The 15,641-nt window shown below is 56.4% G+C and carries 11 protein-coding genes; 10 read left to right on the top strand and 1 reads right to left on the bottom strand.

Annotated features, from left to right (window positions below; genetic code table 11):
* Nucleotides 1–49: 49 nt before the first annotated feature.
* From KHW85_RS04125 to KHW85_RS04100, 6 genes are all read left to right on the top strand, one after another.
* Nucleotides 50–1,372 (top strand): MFS transporter, encoded by a 1,323-nt coding sequence (locus KHW85_RS04125; protein WP_291458912.1) that lies wholly within the window; start codon nt 50–52, stop codon nt 1,370–1,372.
* Nucleotides 1,373–1,377: 5 nt separating this feature from the next.
* Nucleotides 1,378–2,673, top strand: coding sequence for a phosphatase domain-containing protein (locus KHW85_RS04120; RefSeq protein ID WP_291458911.1), 1,296 nt, complete (start codon nt 1,378–1,380; stop codon nt 2,671–2,673).
* Nucleotides 2,674–3,059: 386 nt separating this feature from the next.
* Nucleotides 3,060–4,658 carry an ABC transporter substrate-binding protein gene (locus tag KHW85_RS04115; RefSeq protein WP_291458910.1) on the top strand — a complete coding sequence of 533 codons (1,599 nt, stop codon included), beginning with the start codon at nt 3,060–3,062 and terminating at the stop codon, nt 4,656–4,658.
* Nucleotides 4,659–4,993: 335 nt separating this feature from the next.
* Nucleotides 4,994–5,917, top strand: coding sequence for an ABC transporter permease (locus tag KHW85_RS04110; RefSeq protein ID WP_291458909.1), 924 nt, complete (start codon nt 4,994–4,996; stop codon nt 5,915–5,917).
* Nucleotides 5,910–6,878 carry an ABC transporter permease gene (locus tag KHW85_RS04105; protein WP_291458908.1) on the top strand — a complete coding sequence of 323 codons (969 nt, stop codon included), beginning with the start codon at nt 5,910–5,912 and terminating at the stop codon, nt 6,876–6,878. The genes KHW85_RS04110 and KHW85_RS04105 overlap by 8 nt, the downstream gene beginning before the upstream one ends.
* A gap of 35 nt (nt 6,879–6,913) precedes the next feature.
* Nucleotides 6,914–8,719 (top strand): ABC transporter ATP-binding protein, encoded by a 1,806-nt coding sequence (locus KHW85_RS04100; protein ID WP_291458939.1) that lies wholly within the window; start codon nt 6,914–6,916, stop codon nt 8,717–8,719.
* 198 nt (nt 8,720–8,917) lie between these two features.
* On the opposite strand, the gene KHW85_RS04095 is transcribed toward KHW85_RS04100, so the two are convergent.
* The gene (locus tag KHW85_RS04095) at nt 8,918–10,018 is read right to left on the bottom strand and encodes a LacI family DNA-binding transcriptional regulator (RefSeq protein ID WP_291458907.1); all 1,101 of its coding nucleotides are present in this window, start codon (nt 10,016–10,018) and stop codon (nt 8,918–8,920) included.
* A gap of 141 nt (nt 10,019–10,159) precedes the next feature.
* Here KHW85_RS04095 and KHW85_RS04090 point away from each other — a divergent pair, with 141 nt between their 5' ends.
* The 4 genes from KHW85_RS04090 to KHW85_RS04075 all read left to right on the top strand — a co-directional run bounded on the left by KHW85_RS04090 (nt 10,160) and on the right by KHW85_RS04075 (nt 15,480).
* The gene (locus KHW85_RS04090) at nt 10,160–12,085 is read left to right on the top strand and encodes a sugar-binding domain-containing protein (RefSeq protein WP_291458906.1); all 1,926 of its coding nucleotides are present in this window, start codon (nt 10,160–10,162) and stop codon (nt 12,083–12,085) included.
* Nucleotides 12,078–13,148 (top strand): sugar ABC transporter permease, encoded by a 1,071-nt coding sequence (locus tag KHW85_RS04085; protein ID WP_291458905.1) that lies wholly within the window; start codon nt 12,078–12,080, stop codon nt 13,146–13,148. The genes KHW85_RS04090 and KHW85_RS04085 overlap by 8 nt, the downstream gene beginning before the upstream one ends.
* Before the next feature lies 1 nt (nt 13,149).
* Complete coding sequence (locus KHW85_RS04080; RefSeq protein WP_178705737.1) at nt 13,150–13,977, top strand: carbohydrate ABC transporter permease; 828 nt, start codon at nt 13,150–13,152, stop codon at nt 13,975–13,977.
* Nucleotides 13,978–14,091: 114 nt separating this feature from the next.
* Nucleotides 14,092–15,480 (top strand): extracellular solute-binding protein, encoded by a 1,389-nt coding sequence (locus KHW85_RS04075; protein ID WP_291458904.1) that lies wholly within the window; start codon nt 14,092–14,094, stop codon nt 15,478–15,480.
* Nucleotides 15,481–15,641 lie beyond the last annotated feature (161 nt).

Genomic DNA, 15,641 nt, shown 5'->3' with positions numbered 1-15,641 from the left:
ATAAGCGTGGGGAGTGCCAAAGGCGCCTCAGAGCGCATAAACTGGCACAGTGCTGTCGACCTATGGGGAAATTCTTCGTCTGAACCGGGCATGGCGTTTTTCAGCCGCCGGCTTCATTTTGCGCCTACCCATGTCCGTCATGCCGATCTCGATCATCTTGGCAATCCAGGCGGCTTATGGAAACTACACCCTTGCGGGTGCGGTGGCGGCGATCAATATCATCGCTTTGGCAGTAAGCGCGCCGATGTGGGCACGCCTAGTCGACCGCTACGGACAGCTCAAAGTCATGGGGCCGGTTTTTGCGGTGTCGGCAGTTGCGACCATCGTGTTGTTCGTGGCGATTCTTCAGATGGCTTCGCCGTCGATCTTGTTCGTTTCGGCCGGAATTGCTGGTGCGAGTTGGGGGTCTCCGGGCGCATTGGTCCGAGCTCGATGGATCCGCACCACCGACACGGTGTCACAGCTCAATAGCGCATTTGCTCTCGAGGCCGCTGTCGATGAATTCGTCTACATTGTTGGCCCTGTCGTCGCAACGGTTTTGGGAACGGCTCTGCACCCGACGACCGGTGTTGTGGTCTCCATTGTTTTCCTTTCTGTCGGCGCAGTTCTCTTCTTATCCCAGCGTTCTTCGGAACCCCTTCCATCGGGGAAGGCTGGTCGCGCCGCTCAGGTAGCTAGCGACGGAACTGAGTGCTCAAAGGACGCGGCATCGGATGCTCAGGGCGCAACGGCCTCGGCACCCGTACGCGAACGATCCCTGCTTCTTCTTCCCGCGATGATCGTTCTCACGCTGACTTACGCGGCAATGGGCGCACAATTCGGTGCAAATGACATTGCTGCTGTTGCTTTCACCAAGGAACTTGGGGTTCCCGCTCTTTCGGGTGTTCTACTTGCAATGTTCTCGCTTGGCTCGTTTATCGCCGCGCTGATCTACGGTGCGCGGAGCTGGCGACGTCCTCTGTGGCAGCTCTTTGCGATTGGCGTTGTCGCCTTGGCAATTGGTATGACCGCCTATCTGCTGGCGCATACGATCATTGCCTTGGCCGTCATCATGTTGATCAGCGGTATTGCCTGCGCCCCCACCATGACGAACGTCAACATGATGGTCACCAAATCTGTTCCCAGACATCGTCAGACCGAAGGCCTGGCATGGTTGAGTACTGCCATTAATCTGGGTGTTTCGCTAGGATCTTCTGCCGCGGGTCCCGCTGCCGACCGTTATGGTTCGGGCGGCGCCTACGTGATGATTGCAATCTTTGCATGGGTCATGGTTCTCATCATGCTCGTTGGTCTTCCGCCTTTGAGGCGTTCCATGGAGAAGTCTGCTGTGGAAGAAGCGCAGCATCAGCGCGATCTTCTGAATGAGGACTGAAATTGGTGTTTGCCCGAAAGAGCCTTCCCTCCCTTGCGCTTTCCGTTGCCTCTCGCCTTGACGAGGCCACGTCGACGGGGCTTGCTCGAGTGCTGGGATGGGCGGGCTTCTACCCGGGTGTTGTTGGCTTTGGAGGTTATGCCTCGCAGAGTCGTGCGCGTGTTCTGGCTCGCGTGATTATGGAAGATCGAGTCGGGGAGCGCTCGTGGTTGACCCAGCGGCGAGGATGGCGTCAGTTTTTTGATGCTCAGGTTCCTTTCCAACCGGTTCTGGTGACCTGTGGTCAAGCCCAGAAGGTCGTCTTCACCGATGGTGGTGGATACGTCGATATTGAGCTTGAAGGACACGGTTTGGAACCGGGGTGGCAGGTCGCTTCGATTCAGCCTCTGAACGCCGTGGATGTTCAGCGAATGGGTGTTTGTGAAGGAGATCGCCTGTATCCCTCTTCTACTGTTGAAGGGACCGCCGCTGCGGGAGAGTCTCTTTTGCGGGTGGGTAGGGCAGAAGATGGCCGTGTCCTTGGTCGAATCCGCGCGGCAAAATCTGTTGCTGTTCCGTTACGAGTGATCGGCGACGATGAACGTTACGGTGTTGTTTCAGATATTGATGACACGATCATTGTCTCGATGATTCCGCGTTTGTTGACTGCGGCAAAGCATGCACTGATGGAGAGAGTCTCTGATCGTGAGGCGGTGCCCGGGATGGCGGGGTTCTTGCGGCGAGTAGCTCGTTTCAACCTCTATCCTTCGGCTCAGGACAAGCACGCTGAATATAAGGAGTCTTCTTCGGCTGCGCATGGAAGGCAGGTGAATGCCTTGCCGGTCATGTATCTGTCGACTGGTCCGTGGAATCTGGTACCCGGCTTGCGGGAGTTCTTGCGCCGAACGGACTTTCCCATGGGGGCCTTCTTGATGACGGATTTTGGTCCATCAAATACGGGATGGTTCCGCTCGGGAGTTGAACATAAGAAGCGTGAATTGCGACGCCTTGCGCGTACTTTCCCAAATATTCAGTGGATCTTAGTCGGTGATGATGGGCAGCACGATCCAGAAATCTATGCGGAATTCGCGCGTGAGTTTCCGAAGAATGTCGCTCTAATTGCGATTCGCTCACTGTCACAGCTTGAACAGCTGATGGCACACGGTACTCTTGATCCAATTTCCTCGGGAGAACTGGAAAAAATCCCCGACCAAATACCTCGTTTGTATGGTGAGGATGGATTTAGGCTAGGCCGAGCGGCTGCGGCTCTGGTGCCACAACCGCCCGACCCGCAACGTCTAACCGGATATTTGGATCGCTGAAGCTAGTCAAATATCCGGCTCCAGTCCTCGAGGCGGCGAGTCCTGCACTGTTTAGATTAGTCTGTTTCGCTTCGTATCGTCAGTGCTTAGTTCGCATCTTTAGCTTGAATTTCGCGCCTTTTAGGGAGCTGTTGACAAGGCAATAAGCCTGATCGGACCGGGTATGAATGGTTGACGAGGAAGCAAAATCTGTCATGATGTGATATCTGGCATAGGTTGACAAATTTGAGAGCCTATTAACAGATATCTCTTTACCAAATCTTTGTAATTGTAACCGAAATGTAATGTTTACATCATGGACATGTGAAGGTTTCGAGAAAAAAGTGGGCTAAGCTTCTGAGACATCAGCACGTATGACTGAACAGAATTCCTACAGGAGGAATCTCATGAATCTTAAGAGGTCGTGGCTGGCAGTGCCCGCCGTCCTTGGTCTGGCACTGACCGCATGCTCTTCTGGCAGCACTGGTTCCAATGGTGGTTCTTCGGACAACATTGTTACCGTTAATGGTTCTGAGCCGCAGAACCCGTTGATCCCGGCTAACACCAATGAGACCGGTGGTGGCCGCATTGTCTCCAGCATCTTCTCGGCCCCCGCTTACTACGCGGCCGACGGTTCGACTCAGCTGGACGCTGCGGAGTCCATCACACCCAATGCCGACAACACTGAGTGGACCATCAAGCTGCGTCACGATGGCAAGTTCTCCGACGGTACCCCCGTTCTAGCAAAGAACTTCGTCGAGGCATGGAAGATGGCCACGAAGGAAAACCAGGGTTCCGCAAGTTTCTTCGCTGATGTTATTGGCACCGATGATGACGGCGCTGGCGACATGGAAGGTGGCCTGCAGATCGTTGACGACTACACATTCGTCGTCAAGCTGAAGGGCCCCGAATCGGACTTCATGAAGCGCTTGGGCTACACCGCCTACTCTCCGCTTCCCGATTCGACTCTGGCAGACCCCAAGAAGGGTGGCGAGCACCCCGTGGGTAACGGCCCCTACATGCCCAAGGGTGAGGATGCTTGGCAGCACTCCAAGCAGATCGATCTGGCCGTGAACCCCAACTACTCCGGTCCTCGTACCCCGAAGAATAACGGCCTTCGCATTATCTTCTACCAGTCCCTCGATGCTGCTTACGCTGACCTGAGCTCCGATAACCTCGATGTCCTCGATGGCGTGCCCTCCTCGGTCTTCTCCAGCTACCAGCAGGAACTGTCCGGGCGTACTGCTAACCAGCCCGCAGCCGTCATCCAGTACATCACTATTCCTGAGCGCTTGGAGCACTTCTCCGGTGAAGAAGGCAAGCTGCGTCGCAAGGCCATCTCAATGTCTATCGATCGTGACTCGATTGTCAAGACGGTCTTCTCTGGCACCCGTACCCCCGCCAAGGACTTCACTTCCCCCGCAATTGAGGGTTATAAGGAAGGCCTGAAGGGTTCTGAGGTTCTGACCTACAACCCCGAGAAGGCTAAGGAACTGTGGGCGCAGGCCAACGCCATCTCTCCGTGGAGCGGCAAGTTCCTCATCTCCTACAACTCTGATGGTGGCCACCAGCAGTGGGTTGACGCAACCTGCAACTCCATCAAGAACACCTTGGGTATTGAGGCTGAAGGCGATGCATACGCAGACTTCAAGTCGCTGCTTGGCGATATGAAGGCCGGCACCACCAAGGGTGCGTTCCGTCAGGGCTGGCAGGGTGACTACCCCTCGCTCTACAACTTCCTCTTCCCGACCTACTCGTCGAGCGCTTCCTCCAACTACTCCGGTTGGAAGAGCAGTCAGTTTGACAAGTACCTGAGCGACTCGCTGTCCGCTTCGCCTACCGAGGCACTTGACCTTCAGTACAAGGCCGAAGAGCTGCTCTTCGAGGACATGCCGGTCATCCCGACCTGGTACGCCAACACCAACGGTGCATGGTCCACCAAGGTGAGCAACGTTCAGTTCACCTGGAACTCGAACGTGCAGTACTTCGCGATTACCAAGAACTGAAAATAGTTCTTCCCCGCTAAATACTTGAGCGGATGAGGTGTGGGGTGGAAGTCTGTGGACTTCCACCCCACACGCATTGAGCGTGTGTCTTTCAGTGAATTCTCAATGGGGGATTCTTCAGAGTCTTCTCTACGTAATTAAAGACACACGATTGACCATTTACCACTTCTTTGCATTACTATGAGCGATAGTGCGCGTGCGTTTGTGTGTATCTCTTGCGGTATCTCACTGATCCGTTTGTAGCTACAGGCGTATGTGAAAACCCCGTTCATGATGATGAACCCCGATACGTTTACGGAAATTCTTCGTAAACACATGTAATAAAGGACCTGTCCATGCTGCGATACATCGGACGACGTCTCCTGCAGACCATCCCGGTCTTCTTTGGAGCAACGTTCCTGATCTTTGCGATGGTCCACCTGATGCCAGGTGATCCCGTCGCGGCCCTCGGAGGCGATAAGGGCTTAACCGAGGCTGCGGCAGCTCGAATCCGCGAAGATTACAACCTTGATAAGCCTTTCTGGCTGCAGTACCTGCTCTACCTCAAGGGCATCTTCACCCTTGACTTTGGGAAGACCTTCTCCCAGCAACCGGTAACGACGGTGCTGGCAACCGCATTCCCGATCACCATCCGACTTGCCATCTACGCCCTGTTGATCGAGGCAATCCTCGGTATCCTCTTCGGTGTTATTGCAGGTGTGCGTCGCGGTGGTTTCTTCGACTCTACGGTCTTGGTCCTCTCTCTGGTTGTCATCTCAGTGCCGACCTTCGTTATCGGCTTCCTCATGCAGTTCTTCCTTGGCATCAAATGGGGATTGCTTCCTGCTACGGCAAGTACGGTTTCCTTTAAATCCTTGACGATGCCTGCGATTGTGCTAGGCGCGACCTCTCTCGCATACGTCATCAGACTCACGCGCCAATCGGTGTCCGAAAATGTCTCTGCCGATTACGTGCGTACCGCACGCGCTAAGGGCCTGAAAGAGGGCACCGTAATGACGCGCCACATTCTGCGTAACTCACTGATCCCTGTCGCAACCTTCCTCGGTGGCGACTTGGGTGGCCTCATGGGTGGTGCAATTATCACCGAAGGTATCTTCAACATCAACGGCGTTGGCGGTACCTTGTGGCAGGCGATCGTTCACGGTGAGGCAGCTACCGTTGTTTCCTTCACGACAGTTTTGGTCATGGTTTACATCTCAGCAAACCTCCTTGTTGACCTGCTGTACGCCGTTCTTGATCCGAGGATTCGCTATGAGTGATTTCATTCCTTCGCAAGCTATTTCGCGTACTCGTGCCGGACAGGATCACTACGTCTCGGATATCGATGAGACCGGTTTGGGTGCAGTTGATGCCGTCGCCGATGAATCCGCACCCGCCTCAATGTGGGGGGAAGCGTGGAAGAATCTGCGCAAGCGTCCCCTGTTCTGGATTGCTGCGGTCATTATCTTCGTTGCCCTCATGGTTGCTGTCTTCCCGCAGCTCTTCACGAGCACCAATCCTCGCTTCTGCGAGCTCTCGCACTCTTTGGGCAAGCCCGAGGCCGGACACCCCTTCGGCTACACCTTCCAAGGCTGCGATATTTACGCCCGCGTCATCTACGGCGCACGCGCCTCGGTTTCCGTCGGTGTCCTGACGACGATCTGCGTCGTCTTGATCGGTGCAACTCTTGGCTCCATCGCCGGCTTCATCGGCGGCTGGATCGACGCCGTGATCTCACGTGTCACCGACATCTTCTTTGCAGTTCCCCTGCTGCTCGCAGCCATTGTCTTCATGCAGATGTTCAAGCAGTACCGCAACATCTGGATGGTCATCTTGGTCTTGTCGTTGTTCGGCTGGACTCAGATCGCACGTATTACACGCGGCTCGGTCATGAGCGCCAAGAACGAAGAATTCGTGACGGCCGCGAAGGCAACCGGTGCATCGCGTTGGCGCATCCTGCTCTCCCACATCATCCCGAACTCGATGGCACCGATTATCGTCTACGCGACGGTTGCTCTGGGTTCCTTCATCGTCGCCGAGGCCTCGCTGTCCTTCATGGGTATTGGTCTTCCCACGACGGATGTGTCTTGGGGTGCTGACATCTCGCAGGCGAAGGATAACCTGAGGCAGGCACCGATGGTTCTCTTCTACCCCGCTATGGCACTGGCCTTGACCGTGCTCAGCTTCATCACGATGGGTGACGCCGTTCGCGAAGCCCTTGACCCGAAGGCGAAGAAGTGAACGAAGAACAATTCGAAGAGACTGTCACCGAGGTCATCCTCGAAGGTGCTGAGAAGGCCGAAGTCCACCCGGACGACGCCAACCCTTTGCTGAAGATCACCGACCTGGAGGTCACCTTCACGACCTCGACCGGTGTCGTTCCCGCCGTTCGCGGAGCCAACCTGACCATTTACCCCGGTCAGACCGTCGCAATCGTGGGCGAGTCCGGTTCGGGTAAGTCGACCACCGCTGCTGCCGTTATTGGCCTGCTTCCGGGTACCGGTAAGGTCACCGGCGGCTCCATCGAGTTCGACGGTAAGGAGCTCACGACGATGAGCTCCAAGGAATGGATCGAAGTGCGTGGATCCGGCATCGGCTTGGTTCCCCAGGATCCGATGAGTAACCTGAACCCCGTTCTTCGCGTCGGTACCCAGGTGAAGGAAGCTCTGCTGGCGAACAATATTGTTCCCCGCTCCGAGGCAGGGGAGCGAGTAACCGAGCTCCTCGAGCAGGCAGGCCTTCCCGACGGAGAGCGCCGCGCAAAGCAGTACCCGCACGAGTTCTCGGGCGGTATGCGTCAGCGCGTGTTGATCGCTATCGGTCTTGCTTCTCGTCCGAAGCTGCTCATTGCTGACGAGCCCACCTCGGCACTGGACGTGACTGTTCAGCGTCGCATTCTCGATCACCTTGAGACGCTGACCAAGGAAATGGGCACGGCAGTGCTCTTCATTACTCACGACTTGGGTCTGGCCGCTGAGCGCGCCGAACAGCTGGTCGTTATGCACCGTGGTCGCATTGTGGAATCCGGTCCTGCCTTGGAGATCCTCCAGCACCCGCAGCACCCCTACACGAAGCGTCTGGTTTCCGCGGCTCCGTCCTTGGCCTCGGCACGTATCGAGTCCGCACACGCACGCGGCATCACGCACACGGAAGAAGAGTTCACCGGCTCGGCGAAGAACGCCTCGAGCGAGGAAATGATTCGCGTCGAGCACCTCACCAAGGAGTTCCACATCCGCGGTGCGAAGGGCGAGGCCTCGAAGCTTCTCGCGGTCGACGATGTCTCCTTCACGCTGCGCCGTGGAAAGACTCTGGCGGTCGTGGGTGAATCCGGTTCTGGTAAGTCAACTGCCGCGAATATGATCCTCCACCTGCTGGAGTCGACCTCGGGCAAGATCTTCTTCGACGGTGAGGACACCTCGGAGTACACCGAGGCGCAGCTTTTCGCGTTGCGTCGCCGCTTGCAGGCCGTGTTCCAGAACCCCTACGGTTCGCTCGACCCGATGTATTCGATCTACCGAATCATCGAAGAACCGTTGCGCATTCACAGCTACGGTACGAAGGCCTACGCTCAGCAGGAAGTGGAGCGCGCCAAGGCTACGGGTCGTGACCCCGAGCCGTGGGCAGTTGCCGCTCTTGAAGGACACTCCGAGTCCGATAAGAAACTGCGCGAAGAGCGCGTCGCCGAGCTGCTTGACTTGGTTGCCCTGCCGCGTAGCGCCATGCGTCGTTACCCGAATGAGCTCTCCGGTGGTCAGCGTCAGCGCGTCGCGGTTGCGCGTGCTCTTGCGCTCAACCCCGAGGTAATCGTCCTTGACGAGGCCGTTTCCGCACTGGACGTGCTGGTTCAGAACCAGATTCTGCACCTGCTCAACGACCTGCAAGCTGAGCTTGGACTGTCCTACCTCTTCATTACTCACGACCTGGCCGTTGTTCGCCAGATCGCAGACGATGTTGTGGTTATGGAGAAGGGACGTCTGGTCGAGGCAAACACGACCGATGCACTCTTCGATCACCCGGTTCAGGAATACACTCGCGAACTGATCGAAGCTGTCCCCGGACGCAAGATCCAGCTCAACCTCTGAGAGTTTTTCGAGCTTTTTGTGTGGGCAGGCCTTCGGGTCTGCCCACACGTGTATCTGGGCGTAGTGTATGTGTGCGCGTCGGCTGCTCACCCTCCGCCCTATTCCTGCTTTAGCTCGCTCATTCCTGTCCTATTGCTGTTCTGAGGCCGCAGGTGTGCGAGCTAAAACAGGAACGAAGGAGCTTAAGAGCTTAGGAGCTTAAGCGCGTACCGTTGACTGACGGATTGTTAGTGTGTGTGAAACCGTCACGTCTGCCACTGATTGTGGGAGATCAACTGACGAGGCCTTGCTTTCCTCATTGCTCTGCTCTTCACTTGATGTGGGGGCCTGTTTGCCACCTGTGTCCCCGCGTCCCTCAATGAGCGCGATGAGCCCAGCCACGGCCTCGTGCGCGATTGCGTGAGTATCCGGGGAAATAGTTGTGAGTGCCGGGGTTGAGAAGCGCGAGAGGACGGTGTCGTCCCACGAAGAAACCAGCACATCTTGGGGGACGCGTACCTGTGCGCGAGAAAGAGCACGTAGAGCACCTGCCCCCAAAAGGTCATTCATCGTGAAAATCGCATCGGGAAGCGTATTCGATTCCAGCCACTGACCGAGAGCTGATTCAGCCCCCTCGGCGGTCCAAGGAGAGACTTCAACGCTGCGCCACGCCCATGAATCTAAGCCGAGCTCAGTCAGTGCCTTCTCGATCCCGCGTTGACGAAGTGCGCCCGCGCTGGAAGTCGCTCGAGTATGTGTCGAGCCAAGGATGAGGAAACTGCGCGCGCCCTGCTGGTAGAGGTGGTGCACCATTTCCGAGGCCGCAGAGACGTTATCCATTGAAAAGTGCGGAATACCCGCATCCTGGATCCTCTCGCCGAGCAGTACCAGCGGTGCGTCCAACTCGAGCTGGTTGAGGCCTTCGAGGTCGAGTTCGATGGGGGAGAGGATGAGTCCATCAATGAGGTTGGTGCGGAAGTCGCGCAGCACCGAGACTTCATGTTCGCGCGAACCTGCAGTCTCGACAACCATGATCGAGTATCCGCTGCTCCGCGCCTCTTCTTGGATCAGATGCGCAAGTTCCCCGAAGTAGGGCCATGCAAGGTTGGGGATTGCGAGCGCCAAGGTATGGGTCTGACCCTGTCGAAGGCGCTGCGCAGCAATGTTTGGTCGATAACCTAGTTGACGGATTGCATCCTCAACTGCCTTCCGCGTAGCAGGGGAGATGTGCGGAAAGTTGTTTACTACGTTTGAAACCGTGCGCTGTGAGACGCCGGCAAGTTGCGCAACATCGCGCATGTTTGGCCGCGAAGATTTCATATGCGTCTCCATAAAGTGTTGTTAACACCGATCTCATCAGGGATTACTGCTTCAGTCTACTGAAAATTCTGGTGGGTTGCTGAGGAATTGTCATTAATTTGCTACGTTGCAATTTTGTGGCAAATCATGCATGATGATCCCATGAAGGTCAACGTAGATACTTTCGATGCATGGAGTGACGCGAATTATCCGCGCCCGGATCTCTGTCGTGAATCCTGGCTGAATCTCAATGGCCAGTGGTCCTTCGCCACAGATTCACGTGATGAGGGACTTACTCTGGGCTGGTACCTCCCCGGAGTCACTTTCTCCAAGACGATTACTGTCCCCTTCCCGCCCGGAAGCCCTAACAGCGGCTGGAGTGGGGAACGATCCGATGTCGTCTGGTACCGGCGCACCATTACCCCTGAAGACCTTCAATGGGCAGGTGCTGATGACACTTCCTCGCGCCAGCACCTGCGTATTCATTTCGAAGCGGTTGATTTTAGCTGTGATGTCTGGATTAACGGCCGTCACCATGTGCACCACGAAGGTGGGTATACGCCCTTCAGCATCACCGTTGACTCATCCGATTATTTGGATGAAGGTCTTGAACTTGTCGTCCGCGCACAGGATCGCCTTGACGCAGTGGACCAGCCGCGCGGCAAACAAGACTGGCAAGAAAACCCCCACGGTATTTGGTATCACTCGGTCGTTGGAATCTGGCGCGATGTCTGGATGGAAGTTGTCCCCGAAGGCTACATCGAGTCGCTGACCTGGTCGTGGGATATTGAGAATGCTCAAGTCGCCTGCGATATCGCACTATCGGGTCTGCGTGAAGCCAGCGGTGAGATCGACCCAATTGAGGCCAGTTTGACCCTTGAACTTGCAGGCGAACCCCTGGCTGCAAGTATGATCCGGATGCGCTCGCGTTCCCTTCACCTCGTCGCTCAAATCCCCGGGCTGGCAAACCGGCAGGAATGGGGGCGCTTACTGTGGTCACCCGCCCACCCCAACCTCATGAATGCGCGGATCTGCGTTGGTGATGACGAGGTTGTTTCCTACGTCGGTATCCGCGATGTCAGCCTTTCGCACCGCTATGTGGAAATCAACCACCAGCCCACCTACCTGCGCGGTGTGCTGGACCAGGGTTACTGGCCCTCGTCCTACTTCACTGCCCCCAGTTCGCGGGCCTTGAAGGCGGATCTGGAACTGGCCCGCGATATGGGCTTCAACTTCGTCCGTATCCACGAGCGAAGCGCGGATCGACGCACACTGACGTGGGCTGATCGCATGGGAATGATGGTGTGGGGAGAATCCGCATCCGCCTATGCCTTTAGCGATCAGGCAGTCAGCGTGACGACGCAGGAATGGCGCGATCTGGTTTTACGCGATCGCAACCATCCCAGTCTGATCGTTTGGGTGCCCTTCAATGAAAGCTGGGGAGTGGACCTGATCGTCACCTCACCAAAGCAGCAGGCCTTCGTCCGCTCGGTCGTTGCTTTAACCGAAGCACTTGATGGAACCCGCCCCGTAATTGCCAACGATGGCTGGGAACAGCTGGAGACTCCGATAGTGACGACTCACGACTATGGCGTCTATGGCGAGCAGCTCCGAGTCAACTACGCCGACCGTGAATCGATTGCAGAGCTGGTTAACGGAGTCGGTCCGCAGGGACGCAAGATCCTACTTGGCGAAGCCTGGAGCGATGATCGCCCCGTTATGGTCACGGAATTCGGTGGGATATCGCTGCCTCTGGATGCGGAGGATGCGTGGGGATACGCAGTTGTCCCCACTGTCGAGGCCTATGAGGAGCGCGTGAGCGGACTTTTCGATGCTCTTGAATCCTCGCCCATTCTGGCTGGATTCTGCTACACGCAGCTGACGGATACCCGTCAGGAAACCAACGGCCTTGCCGACGAAAATCGCAATCCCAAGCTTCCATTGGAGGTTATCCGAGGATTTGTCACCAGTTCTGCTCGTCAGAGCGGGCAAATCCGGCCTCGAACGATTGTCGAGGCCAGTGCGGTGCTTGGTACCGATGAGCGAAGCGCCGTTTCACGAGCCTTTGAAGGTGATCGCAATGCCTAAAGCCCGCGTCCTTCGCAGGTGGGCAACGAACTTCGCTTTCACCCTCCCCTTCCTGATTTTCTACGGGGTCTTCATCCTCTTTCCCGTGGTCCAAGCGATTCTGATGTCCTTCTTTGACTGGGATCTGCTTGGGAGTACCCGGGATTGGATCGGGCTTGAAAACTACACCCACATGCTCGGCGGTACCGGCTTGGTCTGGGACGTCACGTCGATGTGGCTTGTCCGACTGCTGTGCGTGGCCTGCGGAGTGTATGTGGCCATCAAGGCAGTGCGTGAAGGTGACCTCAACTCGGGACGCATTCTGCTGATCGTCACTCTGATCGGTGCGGCGATTCTCTTGGGAATCCATCCAGGAGATGGCGGTTCCTGGTCTGATCCGCGTTTTTGGAACGCGATGATGAACACCGCGGTCTTTACCCTGGTGTCGACCCCCATCATCGTTGGGCTAGGCCTGATCTACGCGCTTCTCCTTCAGCGCGGCGGGAAAGCCTCTGCGTTCTATCGTGCGGCATTCTTCGTCCCCTATGTTCTTCCGGTTTCGGTGGCCACGCTGATCTGGGGCTATATGCTCAACCCCTCGAGAGGCATTGTCGCGCGCTTCACCGAATACATGGGGTGGGGAACCATTGCGTGGCTGTCGGATCCCAAATGGGCAATGTCTGCAATCGTTGTGACGACCGTGTGGTGGACCGTTGGATTCAACCTCATCCTTTTCGGTGCGGGATTGCAAGACATTGATCCGACGCTGTATGAGGCCGCAAGCTTGGACGGCGCGAACTCTTTCCAAAAGTTCGTCAGCATCACCCTTCCGGGTCTGCGCCACGCAACGGTGCTGGTCCTCGTCACCCAGATCATCGCCTCGTTCCAGATCTTTGGTCAGGTCAACATCATGACGGCCGGAGGCCCGGGAGGTACGACCGATGTTCTGGTGCGCTACATCTATCAGACCGGTTTTAGAGACACTCAACTTGGCTATGCCTCGGCAATGTCCCTGGTGCTTTTCGTCCTGATGGTCTTCATCTCTTTGATCCAATTCCTGATCTCACGGCAAAGGAGCCGCTGACATGCGCGAGAAACTCAAGTCGTGCGGCTACCACGTCGTCATGATGGCACTTGCTCTGCTGTGGCTTATTCCTCTGCTGTGGACGCTGGTGATCTCTCTGAGTTCGAATTCGTCATTGAAGACGAACTCGCAGATCCTCATGCCCACAGAGCCGACCTTGTCGAACTATGCTGATGTTTTCCGCACTGGCTTGGCTGGTCGATGGTTCCTCAACTCGATGATCGTCTCGATCACTGCCACGGTTATTACGGTGATCATCTGCGCTGCTGCCGGTTATGCATTCGCGAAGCTTCCCTTCCCTGGACGAACCATTGTTTACGGACTGACCTTGGCCGGAATGATGGTTCCCAAAGAAGCGATGTTCGTCCCCCTATTCATGATGTTTTCCGAGGCCGGGCTGGCGAATTCCTATATTGCGCTGATTTTCCCCCGGGTTGCCTTCCCCTTGGGTGTGTTCATCATGACGCAATTCTTCTCGCAGGTGCCAAGTGAAATGGAGGAAGCTGCGCAGGTTGATGGGGCTTCACCCGTGAGGATTTTCTTCTCCATCATGGTGCCCCTTGCGCGACCGGCTCTGATCGCGCTTGCGACCTTCTCCTTCGTTCAAACCTGGAATGACTACCTGTGGCCGCTGGTCTCGGCGACAAAGCCCGAAATGTTCACGGTGACGACCGGTTTGGCCTCCCTGCAGGGAACATTCGCACAATCGACGGAATTGGGGTCGCTTATGGCCCGAGGAATTGTCGGTGCGGCGCCCCTGCTCATCGTCTTCCTACTGCTTCAGAAGTATCTGATCCGAGGAATCTCACTATCCAGTGGCGATAAGTAGGCATCGCCACCTGTGCCACACGCCTGATCGTCACTGTCGGGAAAGGAAAACTCGGCCTCGGCAATGAGGATCTTACTCACACGAAAACTCACCATTCACCACACAACGAAAGGCATGACAATGCGACAAGGACGCGCACTGACACGTCACGCGGGAATCGGTGCATGCGCACTGGCGACGACCGCGCTCTTTGTACTCACCGGATGTGGAGTGAACTCCGCCTCCTCCTCAAAAACTGTTGATGGAGCGGCAATTGCTTCCGTCAGCGATGACGACCTCAAGGGAACCACCATCACTATGGCTCGCTTCTTTGGCGACTGCCAGGAAAAGACCGATGGTGTCACTGACCTGTCCAAGGCCAACAGTGAATGCACAGCTATCTCGATCCTTACCAACAAGTTCAATGCAGAGAACAAGTGGGGAATCAAGGTTGAGCGTATGGGCGGTGCTTCCTGGCACAGCTACTACGACTCGCTCAATGCCGCTTTGGCCTCGTCGGATCGCCCCGACGTGGCAATCATGCACGGCTCCAACCTGCCCGACTACGCTGCCAAGGGCCTGCTCATGGAGGTGCCCGATGGAGTGGGCATCGACCTGTCCGGCTCGACGAAGCCCGCTTTGGATGCCGTGACCTACAAGGACAAGAAGTGGGGCGTTCCCTTCGACACCCACGCCATCATCAGCCACCTGAACATGGATATCCTCTCCCAGGCCGGATTGGTTGGTGAAGACGGTACCTACAAGCTTCCGACTTCGCCTGATGAGCTGCTTGCGCATGCAAAGGCCGTGAAGGAGAAGACCGGAAAGAACTACATTGATATCGCCCTGTCGAAGGACCCGATGGGCGAACGTTTGTGGATGACTCTGGTCCAGCAGCAGGGATCGGACATCATTTCCGCGGATGGAACCAAGGCAAATATGAACTCGGCTGAGGCGAAGACCTCGTTGGAATTCATCAACACCCTGGTTAAGGAAGGCTACACGACCGTCAACCATGACTACGATGCCTCGGTTCAGGGCTTCCTGCGTGGTGAATCAGCAGTGATGTACAACGGTGTGTGGTCGGTGAACCAGTTCACCGCTGAAGCCCCCTTCAAGTACGAGACCAGCGATGCGCTCATGCTCTTCAAGGACAAGGCAACCTGGGCGAACTCTCACGTGTGGACGGTTCCCGTTTCGGCCAAGCCCGATGCGAAGAAGTACCGTGCGGCTTTCGAATTCACCAAGTTCCTTAATGAGCACACCGGCGACTGGGCAATTGCCACGGGTCACATGCCGTCAACCCAGAAGGCTCTGGACTCTAGCGAGTACCTGAATGCTCCGCATCGCTCGCAGTACCTGAAGACCGCGACGACTTACGCTCGCATGGCTCCGCGCGTCGAGGCCTGGCCGAAGATCGCCGATCAGATCCAGGAGCAGATTGAGGCCACTTGGCTGAACGGAGCTGAAGTCGGTACGACTCTGGACAAGCTGCAAGAAACTGCTAGCTCTTCACTGAAGTAGGAGTGTGCATCAGAGGTTTCCCTACGGGGTACTTCGTTGAGGGGCGTCTTGCTGATCCCTCAACGGTGGCAGCCGCTTGTTAGCGCGACGCTATGATTCGATTCCAGTGGGGTTAGGGGCTGACACGTGAATAAACGCCAGTGATGTGTCGGATAGAGTGC

This window comes from Actinomyces sp. oral taxon 181 (assembly GCF_018370895.1).
Taxonomy (GTDB): domain Bacteria; phylum Actinomycetota; class Actinomycetes; order Actinomycetales; family Actinomycetaceae; genus Pauljensenia.
This window is presented reverse-complemented; position numbering and strand designations above follow the sequence as displayed.